Raw genomic sequence first — 21,649 nt, 5'->3', positions numbered from 1 at the left:
TTTTAACCGACGGAAAACCCGATGCGCCGATTGATCGTTACACTCGTCCTCGCCTGCCCCCTAAGCTGGAGCGATGTACTGGTCGGCTTCCCGCGTACCACCACCTCCCACGCCATGGCTGCGACCTATGAATCGGAAATGCGGTTGTATGAGCGCGTGCTGGGTGAACCCATCGACTTTGCCACCTACGACATCAGCGACACCGGCGCGGCGCTGAAAATCGCCCGCGAGGGCCTGATCGCGGCAACCCCGGCGAACACCCAGCCGCTAATCGAGTTGGGCTTAACACCCGTCGGCTATCACGCTGGCGAAGCGACCATGGTGTTGGCCGGGCAGGTCAGAAAAAACGGTCTGTGCACCCGTGTTGGCCGACTCGAAAATGCCAGCATGATGGGTCTGATGGCGCCGTCACTGATCAAGCGCAGTCCGATCGAAGACCCGTGCGTCCGCTACTTTCCGGACACCTCGAACCTGATTCGGGCGATCAACCTAGGCCAAATTGATGCCGCAGTTATCGCGTCCTGGACGCTGCGGGACCTCACGGTCGAGTCGAAGGTGTTGGCAAAGGGCACGACTCCGATGTTCGCGTTTTTAAGCGCCAGTGAGCCCGCGCGATTCCTGCGAATGTTCGAAACACTGCAGGCCGACGCTGCCAAGTCGACCCGCGATCAGCCGATCAAGGCGTGGGATATGGGCGCCGCGGCGCGCTATTTACAGCTGCACCGCGACCTTAGCGACTAAGCCGAGGTGGGAATCTCGTAGGCCCGGACCGCGCGCAAAATGTCGCATCGGCTGATCTGGCCAACCAACTTGCCGGCGCTATCCACCACCGGCAGTCGACGACGGCCTTGCTGCATGAATAATTCCGCCACCGACACCACATCGGTATCCTGGCGCACGGTGTCAACGCCGCTGCTCATAACCTCGGACACGCGGCCACCGACTTCACCTTGATAGGTGCCTTTCAAAATGCCGGATAAGCAATCGTGTTCCGATACCATGCCGACCAGCGCGCCGTTGTCGACCACGGGCATTCCCGAAATCCCGTGTTTAATCAACATATCCACCGCCGCCAACAAATCCGTATCGGGTGTTACCGTGATCAAGTTCGTGGTCATGTAATCCGAAATGCGAATTGAACGAAACATGCCAACATCCTTATTCTGTGATTAGCCATTCCACCCTACCCCAACTTTTTGAAAAAGGCCTAGCACCATGATTAGCAAAATCGACCATGTTGGTATCGCAGTATTGGACTTAGATGCCGCGATCGACACCTACACCCGTCTGGGACTGCCATTTCTGGGCCGCGAGGTGGTCGCCGAACAAGGCGTCGAGGTGGCGTTCTTTCAAATTGGCGAGAGCAAGTTCGAATTGCTGTGCCCGCTCGGGGCCGACACTCCGATCGGCAAGTTCATTGCCAAGAACGGCGGCAAAGGCGGCGTCCAGCAGGTCGCCATGACGGTCGATAACATCGAGGCGGAAATGCAGCGCTTAACCGCCGAGGGGTTTACGCTATTGCAGCAAACGCCGGTCGACGGCGCGCACAACACCCGGGTCGCGTTTTTACACCCCAAAAGCACCGAAGGGGTGCTGTTGGAATTATGCGAGCACCGCTAAAGCAGCCACTCGAGTAACAGCGTCAGCGTCACCACCGAAACCGCGGTGGTGAGCAAAATCAAGGCGGCACTTTCGGTCTCGAGCGTGCCGCGACGGGCCGCCACCACATGCACCAATGACCCGGCCGGCACCGCCGCGATCAAGATCGCGGCTTGGGCGTTGATGGCGTCCGCCTGAAAGCCCCAGCACGCCAGCGCCACCAGCGCCGGGTGCACAAACAACTTAGCCACCAGCAAGACCCATTGCGGCCGACCAAAGCGAACACCCGAGCCGGCCACGCCCAGGGTCACGCCGAGGGCGAACAGCGCCACCGGCGATGCCGCTTGGGCCAGCAAACTCAGCAGCCGATCGGCGCCGTCACCCAGCGCAATGTCAAACCACGACACCAACAGACCGGCGCCGATCGCAAACAGCATGGGGTTGCTCAGGGTCTCTTTGATCGCGGCCCGCGTGCCCTCGCCACTGACGGCTTGCAGGACGATCAAGCTGCCCCCGACCAGCAACAGGTTCATCATCAGCGCAATCAAGATCACCGGCTGGGCGCTCAAGGCGCCAAAGGCGGTTTCGAACAGTGGGATGCCCAAGTAAATCGCATTCGAAAAGGTAGCGCCCAGGCAGGTCAACCAGCGCGCTTGGAAACCATTAAATCCCAAACGCGGCGCCAACCACCACACCAGCACCCAGACCCCAGCGGTCCCACTTAAATAGGCCGCTAGAAAACGCCACTGCCCAAAGGCTTCAAAGGGTGTGCGCGCCATGGCCAAAAACAGCAGCGGCGGCAGTGCAATCCGAAACACGAAAGCATTCAGTGCGCCGGCACCGCCGTCACCCAACCAGCCCCGGCGCTGCGCCAGCCAGCCCAAACCAATCACCGCAAAGACCGGCAATACAATGCTGATCAAACTACTCACAGAACGAAATTAAGCTCCGCCTCGGCGAAGGTATCGCCCTGACGGTCGACCACCCGGGCCACCAGCGGCGCACGCACACGCTGGTTGGCGCGCCATCGGGCCGCCCACGCATCCATCACCGATTGATCGACCGGATCGACTTGAAAACGCAGGGTTGGATCCACGAACGGCTTGAAAAATCGCTGGGTGGCGCCGGCCAACAGCGGATTTTGGGCGTCGTCCAGCACCGCCTCGGCGTGCTCGGCCACGAACACCCAACCGGCCAGGGCCATGCCCGCCGCCATGGCGCCACCAAAGGCCACATCCAATTGATTGCGTGACGGCGCAAACGGGGCCTCCAAGGCCCCCGCGACCTGGTGCAATTGCATGGCCTGGGCCAGCGGCGTGCCGGCCAGCATCCGTTGAAAAGGCGTCATTCAGCCACCCAGGATTTGCATAATGGTTTGTTCGCCGCTGAACCGAACCGGTTGCTTGTCCTTTAATGCCCGCCCCAGCCGATCCACAATCAAGGCAATCGCCTCCGGCTCGTCCAGCGTCAAGGCCGGACGAATATCCAACGCATTGGACGACGAAATACAGCCGTACAGCATGCCATCGCTGGTCAGGCGCAGACGGTCACAGTCGCCGCAAAACGGCGCCGATTCGTTCGAAATAAAGCCAAAACGACCGCGCGCGTTAACCCAGGTTTGACTGGTCGAATTGGCCTCGCGTGGCAGCTGTTCGGCCTCGCCAAACACAGCCAACAGCTCAACCAATTCAGCCTGAGGCACGAACTCGCGATCAAACGCGGCGACGTCTTGCAGGTGCCCCATACGCATCAACTCAATAAAGCGCAGTTCAATCCCGCGTTGGCTGCACCAGTCAAACAGCGGCACCACCTGATCGCGATTTTGGGTGCGCATGGGCACGGTATTCAGCTTGACCTTCATGCCCACGGCCAACGCCGCCTCGATGCCGGACAGCACGGATTCCAAGTCACCCGCTTTGGCCATGGTTTTAAACACCACCGGGTCCATTGAATCCAAACTGACGTTGATGCGTTTGCAGCCTGCGGCCTTGAGGGCCTCGACATGACGGCCCAAAAACTGGCCATTGGTGGTCAGGCTGATTTCGGATTGGTGCGCACGCAGCCCCGCCAGTACCGCCGACAAGTTCGGCGCAATCAGTGGCTCGCCGCCGGTCAGGCGAATTTTCTTCAAGTCCAAAACACGGTCCAGCAAACCGACCAGGCGCATCAAATCAGCGCCGTCCAGTGCGTTCGGTGACGGCTTCAGTACGCTGCCGGCCGGCACACAGTAGTCACAGGCATAGTTGCAGGCGGCGGTCAGGCTGACACGAAGGGAGCGAAAGCGACGACCTAACGGATCAATCAAACTCATAGTACGGTAACCTTACGGGGCGCACGCGCCGCTTGAGAGAGGTCCACCAGGACCTGTGTGATAACGGTATTCATGGCGTCGGGACGCTCCGGATGCAAGCGCTCCGGGCCGACCGCCAAAATTCCCTGAACGCTGGCCAGCAGCCAACCCGCCATGCTGTGCGCCGAACGCGATTGTCCGGTACAACCGGCTTGGTCCAGCAGCTGGGCCAGCTTCAGGCGCTCGCGATCCAGCATGCGTTGGATCAGCTCCAAAGATTCAGCCTGACGGTGACGGACCAAACCCTCGCTCCAGCGCTCGATCAACTGAAACTGGTGGGGTTGGCCCAAGCGCAACGCAATGTAGTCGTTAAGCCGATCCATCGGTGTGCGATCGGTCGGCGACAGCACCGCCATGCGCGCGTCCAGCGAGATTTCGATCAGGCGCGCAACAATTTCATGTTTGGTTTTGAAGTGTTTGTAAATCGTGCCCTTGCCGATACCGACATCCTGAGCAATGCGCTCGACCGTTACCGACTCGGCGTCGACACCGGACAGCAACGCTTCGGTGGTGTTGAGTATTTCAAGTTCACGGCGCATAAATTCGCGTTTTTTGCGATCGGTTCGGTCCACCGAGCATCCCCTCTTATTGTCGCCCGTACGATACCAGATGCCCCTCGCGCAATCAGCAATTGACCGAGGGCCAATGTCAGGATTTATAGTCGTGGCAAACTCGACCCAACCAAGGAGATTCGCTTGCTCAAGACGCTGTCGACCCTGATTAGCCACTGGCTGCTAGCACGCCGCTATGACCCGCTATACACCGGCTCGAATTTACATGCCATACGTTACGAGTTACGCCCCGGCGATCTAGTCTTGGTCGAGGGCCAAACCCGCGTTGCTCGTATTATCCAGCGCCTGACCTTGTCGTCGTGGTCACACGTGATGCTGTATCTGGGGCGCGTGCACGACGTCGAGGACCGCCACATCCGTCACCGCGTGCAAAGCTTTTGCAATGCATCACCCGAGGATATGTTGATTCTGGAAAGTGAAATGGGCCGCGGCACCGTGGTGCAAACGCTGGATCACTACTCGGACTACCACCTGCGCATCCTGCGGCCGAAAAACATCCGCTACCAAGACGTTCAAACCGTGATCGCCTTTTGCGTCGACCGCTTGGGCAAAGAGTACAACCTGCGCCAAATCGTTGACCTGATGCGTTACCTACTGCCGTGGAAAGTATTGCCCCGGCGATGGGGGTCCAGCCTATTTCGTTACCAGCCCAACAGCCCTACCACGGTCTGTTCGACGCTTTTGGCCGAGGCCTACGCAGCCGTCGATTTCCCAGTGCTGCCACTGATCAAAGATGACAGCGACGGCCAATACCGCTTGTTCCAGCGCAACCCCATGTTCGTGTACCCCGCGACCTTCGATAAATCGCCCTACTTTGACGTCATCAAAACCGCGCACGTCGACCACGGGCCGGTCCGAGGTGCGTACAAGTTGATGCCCTGGCGCGGGCACCTGCAATTGGACGAGCCGGAACAGGATTACTACATCCAAGATCACGATCACGACGACAAAGCCTAATCAAGCCGGGTGCGCTTTGGTTATACTGGGGGCCTTAAACAGGAGGACCACATTATCGCTACCGCATCCGCAGTTCACATTCTGGTGAAAACTGAAAACGAAGCACAGTCACTGCTTGATCAAATTAACAGCGGCAAGGACTTTGGCGAGTTAGCCAAGCGCCACTCGACCTGCCCGTCCGGCAAACGCGGCGGTGACCTCGGCGAATTCCGCCAAGGCGACATGGTCAAGCCCTTTGACCAGGTCGTGTTTAACGAGGAGTTGTTGAAAGTCCACGGACCGGTCAAAACCCAGTTCGGCTATCACCTGATCAAGACGCTGTACCGCAGCTAACCTAGCGGCGCTTTTTAGGCGCACGGCTGGTGGGCGTGGCACCGCGTTTGTTGGTGCTGGGTCCACGGCCGCGACTGGCTGGCGCATTTCGGTCACGGCCCGCTTTGCTGGATCGCGGCGAGTCAGCGCCAGTGCCCTTGGCACGGCCACCTTTTTGGCTGCGCGATGAATCAGTTGCCGCGGGCTTTTTAGAGCGCGCCACCGCCGTGCGATTTGACGAGCGTCCAGCGCCGGTTTTTTTCCGGCCCGGCTTGGCTTCGGACGTCGAGTCCTCGACCGACTTCATCAGTTGCGCCATTTCCTTGGGCGTCAGATCACGCCACTCGCCGACCGGCAACCCTTTCAAGTCCACGTGCATGATGCGCGAACGCTCCAGCTTGACCACTTCGTAGCCAAAGTATTCGCACATCCGGCGAATTTGACGATTCAGGCCCTGAACCAGGGTCATCTTGACCGTGTGGCTGGCGACTTTTTCGACCGGACACTTTTTGGTCATGGTGCCTAAAATCGGCACCCCCCCGGCCAGGCCCTCGACAAAGGCGTCGTTGACCGGCTTGTTGACCGTCACCAGGTACTCTTTTTCGTGCTGGTTACCGGCCCGCAGTACTTTGTTGACCAGGTCGCCGTTATTGGTCAGAAAGATCAGCCCCTGGGAGTCTTTGTCCAACCGGCCGATCGGAAAAATGCGCACCCCATGATTAACAAAGTCGACAATGTTGTCGCGCTGGGTCGATTCCGTGGTGCTCTCGATACCGACCGGTTTGTTCAACGCAATAAACACAAAATCGTCGGATTCGGGGGCTTCGATTTCCTGGCCATTGACGCGAACGACGTCACCGGGACCCACTTGATCCCCAACCCCAGCACGCTTGCCGTTGATATAGACATTGCCTTGTTCAACGAAACGGTCGGCTTCGCGGCGCGAGCACAAGCCGGCTTCACTGATGTATTTATTTAGGCGTTTGAGCATGCGCGGTCGAACCTCGTGGATGGCAAGTCGTCAGAATACTACAGCGACGGGTCAGCGCACGGCTGCACGCGTGAACAGACGGTAGAAGTTTTCACTGGTCTGCTCATCCAACGCGCCGGGGCGAACGCCGCGTTGTGCCGCCACGCATTCAAGCACCCAGGGCAGGTACTTGGGCTCGTTTTTAAGGCCGCGGTGAGGTTTCGGCGCCAACCACGGGCTGTCGGTTTCGATCAGCAAGCGCTCGGCCGGCACTCGACGGGCAACCTCGCGCAACGCGTCGGCATTGCCAAAGGTGACAATGCCCGAAATCGAGATATACCAGCCCAAGTCCAGCGCGGCCTCGGCCATGTCCCACGACTCGGTGAAACAATGCAGCACACCGACATGCTGGGGATCGGCGTATTCACGCATGATCGCCAGGGTGTCATCGACCGCAGCCCGGGTGTGCACAATCGTCGGCAACCCCAACTGCGAGGCTGCCTGCAAGTGGTGGATAAAGGCCTGTTGCTGAACGCCTGGATCGTTATCGTTCTTAAAATAATCGAGCCCGGTTTCACCGAGCGCAACGACCTGCGGGTGATCGGCCAATGCGACCAACTCAGCCACACTCGGCACACGGTCACTGTGGTAGAGCGGGTGCACACCAACTGACGCGCTAACGTCGCCATGCGCCTCGGCGACCGCCAACGGCCCGCCGGCACTGTCGAGGCTAACGCCAATACACAAAAAATGGTCGACGCCGACCGCGCGCGCCTCATCCAGCGCCGACGCTAACGAGCGCTCGCCCAATTCCAGGCGATCCAAGTGGCAATGGCTATCGATCATAGGGTGTGCGTTGGGGTGTCGCTTTGCAGCATTCCAGCCAGGTTGGTTTCAATGCGATCGCGCAACCCACCCTCATCTTCAACAAACTGAACACCAATGCCGGCCGCCTTCTGGCCTTGGGCGCCGGCGGGGGTGATCCAGATCACCTTACCGGTCACGGGGAATTTCTCGGGCTCGTTCATCAATGCCAACAAAATGACCACTTCCTGGCCCATCTGAAAGGGCTTGGCGGTCGGTATAAACAACCCGCCGCCGTTTATGAACGGCATGTAGGTGGCGTAGAGGACCTGTTTGTCACGAATGGATAGAGAGAGCATGGCGATCCTTTAAATATCTGCGGCGACTATAGCCACTGGCGTCTAGGTCGACAACCGGCCGGCTCGAACCCATAAATCACCCAGCGCCTGAACCACCAAACCGGTGTCGACCGTGACCTGTTGCAGCGCGGGCTTGCGCTCGCGCTCTAGCCGCTCAACAAAGGTGCACAGCGCAGCCAAATACGGAGTCTGGCCACGCACTACCTCCGCCTTAATACTTTCCAGCGCCAACACATACCAGTCATCAAACCAAACCAAGGTATTCAGCCGTTGCGCAGCCGCAATCAAGGCGCCCGCCTTGCGCTGGCCGGCATGGGCGGCAATCAGGCCTTGGCGCCACTCATCGCGCTGGGACAGCGCCTCGGGATCGGCCATCAGTTGGCGCAGCGTATCCGGTGCTGCGCTGACACCGCGCGCGGCGCTGGTGTCTTGGTTGGGAAAGGTGCTCGCCAACCACCCCGCCACATCGCCCAGGCTGGGCAACACCACTTTGCGAACCCGACTTAACACGGTCGGCGGCAATCGGCCCGGGCGTTCGGTAGTCAAAATGAAGCGCGTACCTGCGGGCGGTTCCTCAAGCAACTTGAGCAAGGCATTGGCCGACGAAATATTCATGCGCTCGGCTTCGAATATCCGAATCACACGGCCACCGCCTTGATGGGTGGTCGACGCCGAGGCCTGAACCAGCGCTCGAATCGCGTCGATTTGGTGGGTGTGCGATGCGCCTTCCGGGATCCGCGTGAACACGTCCGGGTGGGCGTCCTGGGCCAAAAATCGGCAGCCACGGCACTGGCCGCACTCCGTGCCCGACTCGCACATCCAGACCCGGGTCAATGCCTCGGCGAAGCCTGCCACACCTTGACCGGGGGCCGAGGTCACTAGCACGGATTGGACCCGTGTATCCTGGGCCAACTGATCCAGCTGGGGCTGGTGCCAGGGATAACTCATTCGATGAACTCCCCCAGCGCTGTCCAGGCCGCGTCCAACACCCGTTCAGGGCTGTCGTCGGCGTTGATCACCCGATAGCAATCCGGTGCACTGGCGGCGCGCGCTTGATAACCTTGTCGCACGCGTTGATAGAACTCCAAGGTCTCGCCGTCCAGCCGATCGGTGGCGCGGGCATTGGCTTGAATACGCGCTAATCCCACCTGCGGGTCCAAATCTAAAATCAACACACAGTCCGGCCGCAAGTCGCCCTGGACCCAGCGTTCAAGTTGCTCGACCTTGTCCGCGCCCAATCCGCGGCCGACGCCCTGATAGGCGTACGAGGCATCGGTGAAGCGATCCAACAGTACCGTTTGACCTGCGGCCAGCGCCGGCTTAATACGTTCGCTCAGGTGCTGGGCACGGGACGCAAACATCAGCAGCAATTCGGTATCCGGGGCCACCACTTCGTTACGTTTGGCCAGCAAAACGTCACGAATTTCCTCGGCCATCGGCGTGCCGCCCGGCTCGCGCGATACCACCAGGTCGGTGCCACGAGCCGAAAAGCGCTGGATCAGACCGCTCAACACGGTGCCTTTGCCGGCGCCTTCAACCCCTTCAAGGACGAAAAACTGGCTCATTGCCGATTCCGGATATAACGATCGACGTTGGCATTGTGCTCGGCCAGTGTTTTCGAGAAGCGGTGGCCACCGCTGCCGTCGGCGACAAAAAATAGATGCCCGGTCTCGAGCGGGTCCACCGCCGCGCGCAGGGCGTCCTGGGATGGCATCGCAATCGGAGTCGGCGGCAAACCATCAATCGTGTAGGTATTCCAGCGCGTGGGCGTGCGCAAATCGCGGCGCCTTATGTCGCCGTCAAAATCCGGCAGTAAACCGTAGATCACCGTCGGGTCGGTCTGCAGTCGCATGCCCTTTTTCAAGCGCAGGGTAAATACGCCGGCGATCTGGCGCCACTCGTCTTGAATGCCGGACTCTTTTTCGATGATGCTGGCCAACACCAAGGCCTGTGCCGCCGAGGTCAGCGGCAAATCCTTGGCTCGGCTGAGCCATTGGGTTTCGAGTACCGCCGACATCGCTTCGTGGGCGCGGGATAACACGTCAACGTCCGAGTCACCCGGGCCAAAGCCATAAGTATCCGGCAAGAACTGGCCCTCCGGCCAGCCGTCAAAAGCAAACGACTGATCCCACTCCGCCAGATCGTCCGGCAAGGTCTGGACTAAACGAGGATCATTTTTAAGTTGCGACTGCAGCTGCCAAATATGTTGCCCAGGCACCAGGGTAAAAAACTCGACCACGGTTTCGCCTGCGACCAACCGTGCCAACACCGTGCGCGGCGTATCAGCGCTGTTCAAATCATAGGTGCCGGCGCGAATCGCAACCAACTCGGGGGCCAAACGGCGCAACAGACGCAAGTCCGGGACCGGGGCGACCCAGCCGTCGCCTTGCCACTGGTCCAGCAACGCATTCAGGCTGGTACCGCGCGCCACCGCGATACGTTCAACCTCGGTTGTCAGCGGCTGGTCAAGCCACGCCTTGGCGCCCTCGATTTGGTTATAGAACCAACTCGACAGCGACAACACCATCAGAATCGCCCAAACGACGACGATTTTGCCGCGCATTAAATGCGTTTAAACAGCAGCGACCCGTTAGTCCCGCCAAAACCAAAGCTGTTGCTGAGGGCATACTCGATGTGATGCTGCTGAGGCGTCAGCGGAACCAAATTCAGGGTCACTTCCGGATCCGGATCGGTCAGGTTGATCGTCGGCGGCGCGACCTGATCGCGAATGGCCAACACACTGAAGATGGCCTCGACCGCACCGGCAGCACCGAGCAGGTGACCAATCATGGATTTGGTCGAGCTGACCGCAGCGTCTTTGCCGTTCAACATGCGAGTAATGCCACGCGCTTCGGCAACGTCGCCGCCGGGCGTCGAGGTGCCGTGGGCGTTAACGTAATCGACCTGATTACCCGCGATTCCAGCATCACGCAGAGCGCCCTGCATCGCAGCTTCAGCCCCGGCGCCGGTTTCAGGCGGCAAGGTCATGTGATACGCATCGTCACTCATACCAAAGCCGACCAATTCGGCCAGGATGTTGGCACCACGTGCTTTAGCGTGTTCGTATTCTTCCAACACCATGGCGCCGGCACCGTCGCCCAGCACAAAGCCATCACGCCCGGTATCCCACGGACGCGAAGCCCCTTGCGGGTCGTCGTTGCGCGTCGACAGCGCTTTGCAGGCGTTAAAACCGCTGATCCCCAGTGGCGTACAGGCTTGCTCGGCGCCACCGGCGACCATCACGTCTGCGTCGCCATAGGCGATGGTGCGCGCGGCATAGCCGATATTGTGAGTGCCCGTGGTACAGGCCGTGGTGATCGCAATGTTCGGGCCTTGAAAGCCCAAGCGGATCGCCAGGTTGCCGCTGATCATGTTGATAATCGAGCCGGGCACAAAGAACGGTGACACGCGGCGCACGCCCTTCTCCAACAACTCTATGTGGTTCTTTTCAATCATGCCCAAGCCGCCGATACCGGAGCCAATCGCGACGCCGGCACGGGTCAAGTCGAGGGTTTCCAAGTCCAGGCCAGCGTTTTCAACCGCTTGGTGACCGGCGACCATCCCGTACTGGATAAACAAATCCATTTTACGGGCGTCTTTGCTGGTCAAATAGGGCTCTAAAGAGAAGTCAGTGACTTCACCGGCAAAACGCGTGGTGTAGTTGGTAGCATCGAAGCCTTGGATCGGGGCTATGCCGCTCTCACCTTTTAGGATGCGGGCCCATGTACCCTCAACACTTGAAGCCAATGGGCTCAACATGCCCATCCCAGTCACGACCACTCTGCGTTTTGACATTTTCAAATCCTTACAACGTAAAAGACCGCCCATGACGACTCATAGGCGGTCTCGGAATTCAGTAACGGCTAATTTAGCTGTTGGCGTTGATGTAGTCGACCGCTTGCTGAACTGTAGTGATGGTTTCTGCTTTTTCGTCAGGGATTTCAGTTTCGAATTCCTCTTCCAAAGCCATTACCAGCTCAACCGTGTCCAGCGAGTCTGCACCCAGGTCCTGCACAAAAGATGACTCGATGTTGACTTCTTCATCTTTGACGCCAAGCTGTTCACAAACGATTTTCTTGACGCGTTCTTCAATAGTGCTCATTGGAATATTATCTCCTAAATATTTTTAACGTTGGACCGAAGCCCAGTCGCCGTCCCTTTCGGTGGGGCGCATTATCTACCGGTTTTAAGTTAATTTCAAAACTTAGTTCATCAACATCCCGCCGTTGACATGCAAGGTCGTGCCAGTGACGTAAGCCCCTGATTCTCCGACCAAATATGCAACCGCGTTGGCGATATCCTGCGGCTGACCCAGACGCCCAAGGGGAATCTGTGACGCCAATGTGTTCTTTTGTTCGTCGCCTAGGGCGTCGGTCATGTCCGTGGCGATGAATCCAGGCGCCACGGAATTCACCGTAATATTGCGTGAACCGACCTCGCGCGCCATCGCCCGGCTGAAACCTTCGATGCCCGCCTTGGCCGCCGCATAGTTGGCCTGACCGGCATTGCCCATCGACCCGACCACGGACGAAATGTTTACGATCCGCCCCCAGCGCGCCTTGGTCATACCCTTGAGCACAGCCTTGCTCAACGAAAATACCGACGTCAGGTTGGTCTGGATAACGTCAGACCAATCGTCGTCTTTCATGCGCAACATTAAGGTGTCACGGGTAATGCCGGCGTTGTTGACCAACACCGCGACCGGACCCAGTTCGCTGGTGATGCGCGCCAACGCTGCTTCAACGCTGGCCCCGTCGGTCACGTTCATGGCCAAGCCCAAACCGTTAATCCAGCCGTCGATCGCAGCCGCGCCCGATTCAGTGGTTGCGGTGCCGCAAACGGTGTAGCCGTCGGCCATCAATTTTTCAGCAATGGCTTTACCAATGCCACGGCTTGCGCCGGTAACCAATGCGATGCGTGCGTCGCTCATGCTTCCAATCCTTGTGTCAGTCCGGCCAGGTCACCAATGCTTTGGACGCTGATCGACTTATCAATTCGTTTACCCAAGCCCGCCAACACGGCACCGGGCCCACACTCGATTGCTGAACTTACGCCCTGCCCGACTAAAAACTGAACGGTTTGTGTCCAGCGTACCGGCGAATAGGTCTGGGCCAAGACCTGTGCCTTGATCCGCACGGGGTCGGTTTCAGGCTCGACACTGACGTTTTGTACGATCGGCATGGCCGGTTCGGAAAAGGTAATATCACCCAAAAAACCTGCCAGCTCGTCGGCTGCTGGTCGCATCAGCGCACAGTGGAACGGCGCCGATACCGGCAACGCCAGAGCGCGCTTAGCTCCGGCCGCTTTCAGCAATGGCAAGGCGCGCTCAACCGCGCCGGCATGACCGGCGATCACGACTTGGCCGGGGGCGTTAAAATTAACCGCCTCCAACACGTCACCGGCGCCAGCCTGAATGCAGACCTCGATCACCGCGTCGTCATCCAGCCCAATCACCGCCGCCATTGCGCCAGTACCCGCCGGCACCGCACGCTGCATGGCCTGACCACGGAACCGCACAGCCCGCACAGCATCCTCAAATGCGAGTGCGCCGCTGGCGGCCAACGCCGTATACTCACCCAACGAGTGCCCGGCCAATATAGCGGGCGCCGCACCGCCTTCGGCCTGCCAGATCCGCCACAAGGCGACCCCAGCGGTCAACAGCAGCGGCTGTGTGTTGGCGGTCAACGACATTTGTTCGGCGTCGCCATGACTCAACATCGCCCACAGATCATCTGAGAGCGCGTCGGAAGCTTCGACAAAAGTGCGTTGAACAAGATCATGCTGGCCTGCGATATCGAGCAGCATGCCCGGCTTTTGAGAGCCTTGACCGGGAAACAAGAATGCGAGTTTTGACATATCAACAACCACAAAGGGCCGCTAAGCGGCCCTTTACGTTTTACTCGGCTTCGGTTTCAGTCTTTTGAGCGATAACCTGGCGGCCTTTGTAAAAGCCATCCTTGGTCACGTGGTGGCGCAAGTGCTTCTCACCGCTGGTTACGTCTACGCTCAAGGTCTCTGTGTTCAGCGAGTCGTGTGAACGACGCATGTTACGCTTTGAGCGGGTTTTTCGGTTCTGCTGTACGGCCATGTCGGCCTCCTATTCGTTTTTGCCTTTCAACTGTGCAAGCACAGCGAACGGGTTAGGTTTTTCCACCGGCGCGTCGTCTTGGTTGACGATCGCTCCACAGTTTTCAGCGTGCTTGGGCACCATTGGCACCCGCAGCAACAATTCTTCTTGAGCGGCTCGGTAAACGTCGACGCTGCCGTCTTCGTCTAGCATGTTGACTTCCCAGCCCTCGGGCAATCTTTCGATCGCTTCCTCGGACATGACCAACGCCAAACTGCACGATCCACTCATGTCGACTGCCATCACTTCAAGACAACGCTGACACAATACATCGGCCGAACCGTCGAAGGTTAAGTGCATGGCGTGGACCCGATCCTCGGTGCGCTCAAAGCGAACGCTAACTTGGATTCGATCTGACGCTTGGTTTTCAGTAACCTGCGCCAGTTCCGGCATGTCCTGCCACGACATAAAACCCGATACGGTCTCGCCGTGGCGCTCTGCTTTGCGCGCGTCGAATCGTCGATTTAGGGGTCTGTCAAACATAGGGCGCGAATACTAGGGAGACGACAGCACGGTGTCAATCACAATCCTCGGCCAATGGGTATTGGCGTCAGGCTCGAAACATCGGGCCAAACAGCTGGCGGCGGCCGGCATCCAAGCGGCGCTGATGCCGCCGCACTGCGACGAGGCTTTAATAGCTGGGGAGGCCCCGCACGCACGCGCCCTTCGATTGGCCGAGGCCAAAGCGCGCGAGGTTGCCACGCGGGCGGGTCCGGGCGCTATTGTGATCGCCGGCGACCAGGTCGCACATGCCGCCGGCAACATTTTGCGCAAGCCCGCGTCAATCGCCAGTGCCTGTGACCAGCTAGCCGCCGCCAGCGGTCGCTGGGTCAGTTTCGAAAGTGCGGTGGCCATTCACATCAACGGCCAGTGCCAACATGCGTTAACCCTGACGCGAGTTAAATTTCGGACCCTGACAGCGACCTTAATTGATCGCTACGTCAATGCCGAAATGCCACTGGATGCGGCCGGCAGCTTTTACAGTGAAGCCGTCGGCGGCTGGTTGGTCGATCGCATCGAAAGCGAGGACCCCAGCGCCCTGATCGGTTTGCCGATGCTGGCGCTCGGGCGATTGCTGCGCGACGCGGGGGTTGACCCGATCGCGCGGCTGCCGGACTAACCCCGATTAATAGCGCAGCCCGGCGCCCTGCAGCTGATTAAACGACGCACTGACCGACGCACCCAATTGGCGTGTCAGCCGCTCGAGCGGCGCAGGGCGCGGCGTAAAATCAAGAACGCGGTCGACCCCCAAGTTTTCGTCAGCGATTTCGGCCGGCGACAGGTGGCCGTCAATCAAACCCAAGGCCAGCGCCTGGCGGCCATTCCAGATCAGCCCAGAAAATAGGTTATCGTCCTCGACCAGGCGAGCACCGCGCGCGGATTTGACTCGATCAATAAATTGTTCGTGAGTGCCATCCAGCACACGCTGCCAATGCTCGACCTGAGCTTTGTCCAGAGGCAAAAACGGGTCCAACAACCCTTTATTCGTGCCGGCCGTGATCAGACGCCGCTCAACGCCCAGCTTTTTAGCAGCGTCTTCGAAACCAAACCCCGACGAGACCACGCCGATCGACCCCACCAAACTGGCTTCATCCGCATAGATTTCGTCCGCCGCGCTGGCGATGTAATAAGCGCCGGACGCTCCGATGTCGGCAATCGCCGCATAGATCGGCGTATCCGGGTATTCGCCGCGCAGCCGCTGAATGCCACGCCAGACACGATCAGCCTGAACGGGACTGCCGCCGCCACTGTTAATGTCCAACACTACGCCGCGGGTACCTGGGTGCTCCAGCGCCGCCGCAATGCCTTGCAAGATAACCTCGGCACTGGCGTCCGAGTCAGCCGCGATGGTGCCATTGATGCTGACGCTCGCTAGGTGCCCACCGTCCGCTTCGCTCCACTCGTCAAAGCTGGCGTTGCGGGCCACCGCGACAATTAGAAAGGTCACGTACGCCAGTGTTACCAGCTTAAAAAAGATGCCCCAGCGGCGTGAGCGGCGCTGCTCTACAAAAGCCACGTCCATCACTCGGCGCAGTTCCTTCCAAGCGCGGCTATCAGGGTCCATATCACTCATCGGTTAAACGCTCCATCAAGGCATTTAATTGCGGGTCCAGCGGCGCCTCGATCGCCAGGCGACCGTCCTGCCACGGAATATCAATTTTCGCCGCATGCAAAAACATCCGTTTCAGGCCGCGGTTTTTCCACCCTCGGTTGTCGGCATCCAGCCCGTACTTCGGATCGCCTAAGATCGGGTGACCGGCAGCCTGACAGTGAACGCGGATTTGGTGCGTGCGCCCGGTCACGGGCTCGGCCGCCACCAAGGTCGCGCCCGCCACTTTGCGCAGAATACTAAATCGAGTCAGGGCAAACTTGCCCTCCGGGTTAACACTGGCCATGCGCTCGCCCGACACCAACACATCACGCGACAGGTTCAACTTGACCTGCTGTTTACGTGCCGGCCACATCCCCGACACCAGCGCCCAGTAGGTCTTATGGGCGGTCCGGTTACGCAGAGATTCGTGCAGTGCCCGCAACGCACTGCGTCGCTTGGCCAGTAAAATCACGCCCGAGGTGTCACGATCCAGACGATGCACCAGTTCCAAGTGCTTCAGTTCCGGCCGCGCAATACGGGCTAACTCGATCAGCCCGTAGCTCAGGCCGCTGCCGCCATGCACCGCCAAGCCAGCCGGTTTGTTAATCGCCAGCAAGTGCGAGTCTTCGAACAACACCCAAGTCTTGAACTGTTCGACTTGGCTGTCCGACAACTTGGGGGCCGGCGCCGCCTCCGCGGTACGCACCGGTGGAATACGCACCACGTCGCCGTCTTCTAAACGGTAAGAGGCCTGTTTGCGACCCTTATTGACACGCACCTCGCCACTGCGAACCAACTTATAGATGCGCGTGCGCGGCACCCCTTTAAGCTGGGACAACAAAAAGTTGTCGAGCCGCTGACCGGCGCGGCCTTCGTCAATTTCAACCAGTACAGGGCCCGCATTGCCGCTGGCCGTTAGACTTGATATCATTACATCTCACTTTAAACGTTAGTGGCTCCCTGCCCGAAGAAATATTCCGGGCGAAAGGTAGAGCTCACTAGGCCGGATAGCATACAGCATCCGCCTTAGTGGATCCGACGCCTAACGCAATTTTCAGTGAAATGGGGGCCAACAAACGGCCCGATCCAGCAACCCGCCAACGAATTGCTAGCGGTCGCTGTGACGAGATCGATTTTATTTCCCGACCGGCTATTTTGCCCGTCGGACGACAACTCGAACTGCAGGGCCCGTCCCTGCCGTCGGTGCCTAATCACTGTGAAGTGGTTGGGCATCACGCCGTTTTTTTAGGCGTACACAGCGCGCTTGCGTCGTTGGTTGTAAGGAAAACCAACGCATGAAACGCATGCTTATTAACGCAACCCAGTCAGAAGAACTGCGAGTTGCCTTAGTTGACGGTCAAAAGTTATTTGACCTAGACATCGAAAGCACCGCCCGTGAACAGAAAAAGGGCAACATCTATCGCGCACGCATCACCCGTGTCGAACCCAGCCTAGAAGCCGCCTTTGTCGAATTTGGAAGCGAACGCCAAGGCTTCCTGCCGCTCAAAGAAATCTCGAGCGAGTACTACAATAAGCCCGTTGATCAAATCCAAGGCCGTCCGCGGATCGAAGAGCTGGTCAAAGAAGGCACTGAACTACTGGTACAGGTCGAAAAAGAAGAGCGCGGCACTAAGGGCGCAGCCCTGACCACCTACCTCAGCTTGGCCGGCCGATACATGGTGTTAATGCCTAACAACCCGCGTGCCGGTGGCATTTCACGCCGCATCGAAGGCGAAGACCGCGGCCAGCTCAAAGAAGCACTGAGCGCATTGGAAATCCCCAAAGGCATGGGCGTGATTATCCGCACCGCCGGCGTTGGACGCACCAGCGAAGAGCTGCAGTGGGACCTGGACTACCTGTGCCAAGCCTTCGAAACCATCAAACAAGCGACCCTGACCAAGCGTGCGCCCTGCCTGATTTACCAGGAAGGCGACATCATCACGCGCGCGATTCGCGACTACTTGAAGGCTGACATCAACGAAGTGTTGATCGATAACCCTGAAGTATTCACACGCGCCAAGGACTTCGTCGCCTCGGTCATGCCCAGCTTTGCCAGCAAGATTCGTCAGTACACCGATGACATTCCGCTGTTCAACCGTTACCAGATCGAATCACAAATCGAGTCGGCCTTTGAACGCGAAGTCAAACTGCCCTCCGGTGGTTCCTTGGTGATCGATCCGACCGAAGCCCTGGTCAGCATCGACATCAACTCGGCACGCGCGACCAAAGGCAATGACATCGAAGCGACCGCGTTGAACACCAACCTGGAAGCCGCCGAAGAAATCGCCCGCCAACTGCGTCTGCGTGACATGGGCGGCCTGGTCGTAATCGATTTTATCGACATGAGCCCGGCCAAAAACCGCCGCGCCGTCGAAGAACGCATGCGCGACTCGCTGCGTCACGACCGCGCCCGCGTCCAGATCGGTTCGATCTCGCGCTTTGGTTTGATGGAAATGAGCCGTCAACGCCTGCGTCCATCGCTGGGCGAAACGGCGGGCCACGTCTGCCCGCGCTGTGTCGGCACCGGTTACATCCGAGACCTTCGCTCACTGGCCCTGGCCCTGTTGCGTTTGATCGAAGAAGAAGGTGGCAAGGACAAGACCGGCGAAGTGCGTGCCCACGTGCCCGTCGATATCGCAACCTTCTTGCTCAACGAAAAGCGTGCTCAGATCCGCCAGATTGAAAATCGTAACCGCACCCGCGTTGTGATCGTGCCTAACCCGAACATGCAAACACCGCAGTTCGAAGTGAAGCGCCTGCGCGAAAACGAAGTGGACATGGAAGGATTCGACTACGAAGCCGACCTGCCCGAAATCGAGGCGCCCTCGTACGAGCCTGTCAGCAAGCCGGCCGCACGTGAGCAAGCCGCGATTACCTCGCTGGCCCCGCCGCCACCGCCGCCGCCCGCTGCCGAACCCGCTGCACCCCGTGCCGAACGAAAAACTCAGCAGGAACGCCGCAAAAATTCGCAGCCCAAGGGCCCGAGCAAAACCACCCACGCCGAAGTCGTTGCAAGCGCACCGTCACGCGGCTTATTCAGCCGTTTCATCAGTGGCCTGACCAACCTGTTAGCGGATGACGAGCCCAAGATTGAACCCGTCGCTGCGCCGGCTGAAACCGAAAAATCCGACAGCAAAAAATCGCGCAACAAGGACGAGGGGCAAGGCCAGAGCCGTGGCAGCAACCGCCGTCGTCGTGGCCCGCGTCGTGATAACGAGCCCAAGCCTCAGGAAATCGTCGAGGCCGGTGGTGCCGTTGACCTGAACCCGGCAACGCCGCCGAGCGAAGACGAAAGCGACGAAAGCCAAACCCGTCGTCGCCGTCGTCGTCGCCGTCGTCGCAGTGGTGAAACCACCGCCGACGCGAACGCTCAGATCAGCAACGAGTCAAACGCAAACGAAAGCGCTGACATCGTTGAAGATCAAGCGCAAGGTGAAGCCGCCGCACCGGTCGCCGCACCCAAGCGCAGCCGCACGCGTCCGGTCGCCATGAGTCAAGACGATCTGGCACCGCGCGCATCGCGCCAAACCCACGAGCAACGCAAAGGCGACGGCACTGAGCCCGTGGTTGCTGAAGCGCCCGCGGTCGTGGATATGGCAGTTGAAACCACTGTCGCCGAAACCGCTGTTGTCGAGACCGCTGTTGTCGAGACCGCTGTTGTCGAGACCGCTGTTGTAGAAACGATTGTGGCCGAGCCGGCTATCGCCGAGGTTGAGCCGACCGCCGTCGCTGACACAGCGCCGGTTAATGCCGCACCTGAGAGCGAACCGGCCGAGGTCGTAGCGGACGACACTAATGCCGAAGACGCCCAGGCGGCCGAAAAGCCCAAGCGTCGTCGTCGCCGTCGTCGCACCAAGGCCGAGATGGAAGCTGCACGCGCAGCCGAAGCGGAAGCCGTGGAAGTGGTTGAAGTCCCTGATGCCGTCGAAGCTGCGGTTGTCGCCGAAGCACCTGAAGTCGTCGAAGCTGCGGTTGTCGCGGACGCGCCTGAAGTCGTCGAAGCTGCAGTTGTCGCCGACGCGCCTGAAGTCGTCGAAGCTGCAGTTGTAGCCGAGTCGCCTGAAGTCGTCGAAGCTGCGGTTGTCGCCGACGCGCCTGAAGTCGTGGAAGCTGCGGTTGTCGCCGAAGCGCCTGAAGTCGTCGAAGCTGCGGTTGTCGCCGAAGCACCTGAAATCGTCGAAGCTGCGGTTGTCGCCGACGCACCTGAAGTCGTGGACGCTGCGGTTGTCGCCGACGCACCTGAAGTCGTGGACGCTGCCGTTGTCGCCGACGCGCCTGAAGTCGTCGAAGCTGCAGTTGTGGTCGACGCGCCTGAAGTGGTGGAAGCTGCCGTTGTCGCCGACGCGCCTGAAGCCGTGGAAGCTGCAGTGGTAGCCGACGAGCCTACTCGCCACACCGGCCGTGCCGCTAACGACCCGCGTGAGCGTCGTCGTCAGCGTTTAGCCGCCAAAGCAGCAGCCGAATCCGGCAACGAAGCTGACAGCCGTGCCCGCACGGGTGATCTGTTTGAACAAGCCGACGGTCAAACCAAGGCTTAAATAACGCGGGGTTCTGGCTCTAGCTGGACCCCGAAACGCTCGAACACCGAGCGTTGAATACTTCGTGCTAGGGCCATCAGGTCCTGGCCGGAGCCTTCTCCGTAGTGCACCAGCACTAACGCATGGCTTTCACTGACACCGACGTCACCGACGCGATGGCCCTTGAAACCGCACTGATCAATCAACCAACCTGCACTTAACTTAACCCCATTGGCTTGGCCAAACTGGGGCATGTTTGGTTCTTGCTCGGCTAATTTCTGGGCTAACTCAGCGTCTACTACCGGATTCTTAAAGAAGCTGCCGGCATTGCCTAGGCGCGCCGGATCGGGCAACTTTCGCTGCCTGACGCGGGTCACCGCATCGGCCACGGCCGCCGCAGTCAACGCTGCGACGCCAACCAATTCGGCTTGCAGGTCCGGGTAGCGCGGCATGACAGGGGCCTGTCGCGACACACGCAGCGACACCTGGACAATGACGTAGCGATCCAGGTCGGCTTTAAAAACCGAATCACGGTAGCCGTACCCTGCGTCTTCGCTGTCTATCCATGCAAGCACCCGGTGCTGCCGGTCCCAGACCTGAACACAGGGTTCAAGCTGACACAGTTCGACGCCGTAGGCGCCAATGTTTTGCACCGGTGCGGCGCCCACTGAACCCGGGATCAAGGCCAGGCATTCGAGCCCGGAAAAGCCCTCATCGATGGCGTAGCGAACCGCACCGTCCCAGTCTTCGCCGGCGCCGAACAGCAACCGATCGCCCTGAATCTGACGGCCTTGAATCGCGATCTGAATGACCAACCCATCAAAGTCTTGGGTCAACACGCAATTGCTGCCGCCACCCAAAATCAAGACGCGAACACCTTCGCCCGACGCCCAGTCCAGGGCCTGAATGACTGTCTGAGTATTCTCGGCGCGGCAAAAATAGCGAGCACGACCGGGCAGACCCAGGGTCGTCATCGGCCGTAAATCAATG

General features: G+C 59.3%; 26 protein-coding genes. 6 read left to right on the top strand and 20 right to left on the bottom strand.

Annotated elements, in window-relative coordinates; genetic code table 11:
- Positions 1-21 precede the first annotated feature (21 nt).
- The gene (locus GH975_RS04410; protein ID WP_153713361.1) at positions 22-741 is read left to right on the top strand and encodes a hypothetical protein; all 720 of its coding nucleotides are present in this window, start codon (positions 22-24) and stop codon (positions 739-741) included.
- Here GH975_RS04410 and GH975_RS04405 read toward each other — a convergent pair.
- A complete protein-coding gene (locus GH975_RS04405) occupies positions 738-1,148 on the bottom strand; it encodes a CBS domain-containing protein (RefSeq protein ID WP_153713360.1) in 411 nt (136 codons plus the stop codon). The two genes, GH975_RS04410 and GH975_RS04405, sit on opposite strands and share 4 nt — an antisense overlap.
- Before the next feature lie 67 nt (positions 1,149-1,215).
- Between GH975_RS04405 and mce the strand changes: the two genes are divergently transcribed.
- A complete protein-coding gene (gene mce, locus GH975_RS04400; protein WP_153713359.1) occupies positions 1,216-1,620 on the top strand; it encodes a methylmalonyl-CoA epimerase in 405 nt (134 codons plus the stop codon).
- Here mce and GH975_RS04395 read toward each other — a convergent pair.
- From GH975_RS04395 to GH975_RS04380, 4 genes are read right to left on the bottom strand one after another with little or no spacing between them, the layout of a single operon-like run.
- Entirely contained in the window at positions 1,617-2,522 is a 906-nt protein-coding gene (locus tag GH975_RS04395; protein WP_170272535.1) for an AEC family transporter, read from the bottom strand. The genes mce and GH975_RS04395 overlap by 4 nt on opposite strands.
- 5 nt (positions 2,523-2,527) lie before the next feature.
- Positions 2,528-2,947 carry a YiiD C-terminal domain-containing protein gene (locus GH975_RS04390; protein ID WP_153713357.1) on the bottom strand — a complete coding sequence of 140 codons (420 nt, stop codon included), beginning with the start codon at positions 2,945-2,947 and terminating at the stop codon, positions 2,528-2,530.
- Positions 2,948-3,910 carry a GTP 3',8-cyclase MoaA gene (locus GH975_RS04385; protein ID WP_153713356.1) on the bottom strand — a complete coding sequence of 321 codons (963 nt, stop codon included), beginning with the start codon at positions 3,908-3,910 and terminating at the stop codon, positions 2,948-2,950.
- The gene (locus GH975_RS04380; protein WP_153713355.1) at positions 3,907-4,521 is read right to left on the bottom strand and encodes a TetR/AcrR family transcriptional regulator; all 615 of its coding nucleotides are present in this window, start codon (positions 4,519-4,521) and stop codon (positions 3,907-3,909) included. Before GH975_RS04380 ends, GH975_RS04385 begins: the two co-directional genes overlap by 4 nt.
- A gap of 123 nt (positions 4,522-4,644) precedes the next feature.
- Between GH975_RS04380 and GH975_RS04375 the strand changes: the two genes are divergently transcribed.
- Positions 4,645-5,478, top strand: a complete 834-nt coding sequence (locus GH975_RS04375; protein WP_170272534.1) for a YiiX/YebB-like N1pC/P60 family cysteine hydrolase — start codon at positions 4,645-4,647, stop codon at positions 5,476-5,478.
- A 54-nt stretch (positions 5,479-5,532) separates the two neighbouring features.
- Positions 5,533-5,811 (top strand): peptidylprolyl isomerase PpiC, encoded by a 279-nt coding sequence (ppiC, locus tag GH975_RS04370; protein WP_153714773.1) that lies wholly within the window; start codon positions 5,533-5,535, stop codon positions 5,809-5,811.
- A gap of 1 nt (position 5,812) precedes the next feature.
- On the opposite strand, the gene rluF is transcribed toward ppiC, so the two are convergent.
- The 12 genes from rluF to GH975_RS04310 all read right to left on the bottom strand — a co-directional run bounded on the left by rluF (position 5,813) and on the right by GH975_RS04310 (position 14,533).
- On the bottom strand, positions 5,813-6,781 hold the full coding sequence (rluF, locus tag GH975_RS04365; protein ID WP_153713353.1) for a 23S rRNA pseudouridine(2604) synthase RluF: 969 nt from the start codon (positions 6,779-6,781) through the stop codon (positions 5,813-5,815).
- A 51-nt stretch (positions 6,782-6,832) separates the two neighbouring features.
- Positions 6,833-7,606 carry a TatD family hydrolase gene (locus GH975_RS04360; protein ID WP_153713352.1) on the bottom strand — a complete coding sequence of 258 codons (774 nt, stop codon included), beginning with the start codon at positions 7,604-7,606 and terminating at the stop codon, positions 6,833-6,835.
- Entirely contained in the window at positions 7,603-7,923 is a 321-nt protein-coding gene (locus GH975_RS04355) for a PilZ domain-containing protein (RefSeq protein ID WP_153713351.1), read from the bottom strand. Before GH975_RS04355 ends, GH975_RS04360 begins: the two co-directional genes overlap by 4 nt.
- Positions 7,924-7,965: 42 nt before the next feature.
- A complete protein-coding gene (locus tag GH975_RS04350) occupies positions 7,966-8,871 on the bottom strand; it encodes a hypothetical protein (protein ID WP_153713350.1) in 906 nt (301 codons plus the stop codon).
- Positions 8,868-9,488: a dTMP kinase gene (gene tmk / locus GH975_RS04345; RefSeq protein WP_153713349.1), complete on the bottom strand. Its 621-nt coding sequence runs from the start codon at positions 9,486-9,488 to the stop codon at positions 8,868-8,870. Before tmk ends, GH975_RS04350 begins: the two co-directional genes overlap by 4 nt.
- The gene (gene mltG, locus GH975_RS04340) at positions 9,485-10,486 is read right to left on the bottom strand and encodes an endolytic transglycosylase MltG (RefSeq protein ID WP_153713348.1); all 1,002 of its coding nucleotides are present in this window, start codon (positions 10,484-10,486) and stop codon (positions 9,485-9,487) included. The genes tmk and mltG overlap by 4 nt, the downstream gene beginning before the upstream one ends.
- Entirely contained in the window at positions 10,486-11,718 is a 1,233-nt protein-coding gene (fabF, locus tag GH975_RS04335) for a beta-ketoacyl-ACP synthase II (RefSeq protein ID WP_153713347.1), read from the bottom strand. The genes mltG and fabF overlap by 1 nt, the downstream gene beginning before the upstream one ends.
- Before the next feature lie 73 nt (positions 11,719-11,791).
- The gene (gene acpP, locus GH975_RS04330) at positions 11,792-12,025 is read right to left on the bottom strand and encodes an acyl carrier protein (protein WP_153713346.1); all 234 of its coding nucleotides are present in this window, start codon (positions 12,023-12,025) and stop codon (positions 11,792-11,794) included.
- Positions 12,026-12,127: 102 nt separating this feature from the next.
- Positions 12,128-12,853, bottom strand: a complete 726-nt coding sequence (gene fabG, locus GH975_RS04325; RefSeq protein ID WP_153713345.1) for a 3-oxoacyl-ACP reductase FabG — start codon at positions 12,851-12,853, stop codon at positions 12,128-12,130.
- Entirely contained in the window at positions 12,850-13,779 is a 930-nt protein-coding gene (gene fabD / locus GH975_RS04320) for an ACP S-malonyltransferase (protein ID WP_153713344.1), read from the bottom strand. The genes fabG and fabD overlap by 4 nt, the downstream gene beginning before the upstream one ends.
- A 40-nt stretch (positions 13,780-13,819) precedes the next feature.
- Entirely contained in the window at positions 13,820-14,011 is a 192-nt protein-coding gene (rpmF, locus tag GH975_RS04315; RefSeq protein WP_153713343.1) for a 50S ribosomal protein L32, read from the bottom strand.
- A 9-nt stretch (positions 14,012-14,020) separates the two neighbouring features.
- Positions 14,021-14,533 (bottom strand): YceD family protein, encoded by a 513-nt coding sequence (locus GH975_RS04310; RefSeq protein ID WP_153713342.1) that lies wholly within the window; start codon positions 14,531-14,533, stop codon positions 14,021-14,023.
- A 31-nt stretch (positions 14,534-14,564) separates the two neighbouring features.
- On the opposite strand from GH975_RS04310, the gene GH975_RS04305 reads away from it, so the two are divergent.
- A complete protein-coding gene (locus GH975_RS04305; RefSeq protein WP_153713341.1) occupies positions 14,565-15,170 on the top strand; it encodes a Maf family protein in 606 nt (201 codons plus the stop codon).
- 6 nt (positions 15,171-15,176) lie between these two features.
- Here GH975_RS04305 and GH975_RS04300 read toward each other — a convergent pair whose 3' ends face one another.
- Both GH975_RS04300 and GH975_RS04295 read right to left on the bottom strand, forming a co-directional pair.
- On the bottom strand, positions 15,177-16,124 hold the full coding sequence (locus tag GH975_RS04300) for a S49 family peptidase (protein ID WP_153713340.1): 948 nt from the start codon (positions 16,122-16,124) through the stop codon (positions 15,177-15,179).
- A complete protein-coding gene (locus GH975_RS04295) occupies positions 16,117-17,073 on the bottom strand; it encodes an RluA family pseudouridine synthase (protein WP_153713339.1) in 957 nt (318 codons plus the stop codon). Before GH975_RS04295 ends, GH975_RS04300 begins: the two co-directional genes overlap by 8 nt.
- A 364-nt stretch (positions 17,074-17,437) precedes the next feature.
- Here GH975_RS04295 and GH975_RS04290 point away from each other — a divergent pair, with 364 nt between their 5' ends.
- Entirely contained in the window at positions 17,438-20,680 is a 3,243-nt protein-coding gene (locus GH975_RS04290; RefSeq protein WP_153713338.1) for an Rne/Rng family ribonuclease, read from the top strand.
- Here the strand turns inward: GH975_RS04290 and murB are convergent.
- A complete protein-coding gene (murB, locus tag GH975_RS04285) occupies positions 20,677-21,633 on the bottom strand; it encodes a UDP-N-acetylmuramate dehydrogenase (RefSeq protein ID WP_246164760.1) in 957 nt (318 codons plus the stop codon). The two genes, GH975_RS04290 and murB, sit on opposite strands and share 4 nt — an antisense overlap.
- Positions 21,634-21,649 lie beyond the last annotated feature (16 nt).

The organism is Litorivicinus lipolyticus (assembly GCF_009650135.1).
GTDB classification, from domain to species: Bacteria; Pseudomonadota; Gammaproteobacteria; order Pseudomonadales; family Litorivicinaceae; genus Litorivicinus; species Litorivicinus lipolyticus.
This window is presented reverse-complemented; position numbering and strand designations above follow the sequence as displayed.